Here is a 1307-nt window from a genome sequence, read left to right as displayed (position 1 = left end):
GAAACTTTGACACCACCACGCTCATTAGTTTTATTACCTCATTCTGTAACAGCTACTACGGAAGACGGAGTCATCAAAGGCGCAAAAGTGTTAGCGTCAAAAAAAATCCGGTTTTATCCTGAGAATGAAACAGCTTACGAACAAGCTCTGACGCTCTACCGTCGATGCTACAACTTGGCTGTTGAGATGATTAATGGCGGTAAAGATAAAGACGAAAATGGCAAAATAATTGATATCCGCCCTTACATTCGCGGCTTAGTAGAGAAAGAGCAGCGTGAATCCGGTCGTATTTACAACAATGAACTTCCCAACGAAGCTGTTCGAGAGGCTAAAGACAAGTTCAAAGCCGTCTGCAAAAAGAATAAGCAGTTAGCAAAGGAAGGAGCCAAATCTGGTTACGCGACGCTAGGCTTTAAGTCTAGAAAAGGCGTAATCCATACCTTTAATTTCCCCAAATTCCCAACTGGCAAGAGTATTGCCCCGAAAGCATTGGGCAAGGTCTTTCTTACAGAGGAAGTCCCTGCCGAATGCTTTAAGAAGGCATGTAAAGTTACACGAAACAAAGGACGTTGGTTCTTACAAGTCCAACAACACATTGAGATCAACCCCGAGAAACAAGGCGAGGTTAAGTGTGTTGGTGTCGATCAAGGCGTAAGAACATTTTTAACGACCTTTAGTGAGGACGATGCGTTAATTATCGGAGAGAATTTTGCGCAAGCGAAACTATTCCCGCTAATGAAGCAAGTTGACTCTTTGTTGAGTCAAAAGCAAAAAATCCACAACGCTATCAAAGATCTTGAAGCAGAACCTCAGTGGGCGCGAGACCGACTCACACACATCGAACGTAAGATTAACAGACTCAAGTGTCGCAAGGATGATCTCATCCTAGACATGCACAATCGCGCAGCGTATGAGCTAGTGAGCCGATATGATGTGATCTTCCTACCTACCTTCGAAAGCAGAGAGATGGTTCGTCGTAAAGACGGCACAAGAACCATCCGCCGAAACACCTGTCGTCAGATGTTAGATCTGTGTCACTACCAGTTTAAGCAGCGATTGAAGTGGTACGCGAAAAAGTACGGCTCTCACGTTGCCGACACAAACGAAGCGTACACTTCAAAAACCCGCTCTTGGGATGGAGTTATTGTACCGAAACTCGGTGGAGCAAAGATTATTAAAGGTGAAGGTTTTACCGTTGATCGTGATATCAACGGTAGTCGAAACACCTTGATTAAAAATTTGTCAATGGCAGCTTAAGCCATAACCAGAACAGCGAATGTTGCGTTCGTTGCGGTTTAAATTAAGTG

Annotated in this window: 1 protein-coding gene; it reads left to right on the top strand. The window is 44.1% G+C overall.

All coding sequences use genetic code 11. The features are described 5' to 3' along the window. Positions 1 to 1257, top strand: a 1257-nt coding sequence (locus tag KJB35_RS27265; RefSeq protein WP_285469875.1) for a transposase, incomplete at its 5' end; no start/stop codon positions are given. Positions 1258 to 1307: the final 50 nt, after the last annotated feature.

The organism is Vibrio sp. D431a (assembly GCF_030248655.1).
Classification (GTDB): domain Bacteria; phylum Pseudomonadota; class Gammaproteobacteria; order Enterobacterales; family Vibrionaceae; genus Vibrio; species Vibrio alginolyticus.
The sequence above is the reverse complement of the archived record's forward strand: the minus strand, read 5'-3'. Positions and strand labels throughout refer to the sequence as shown.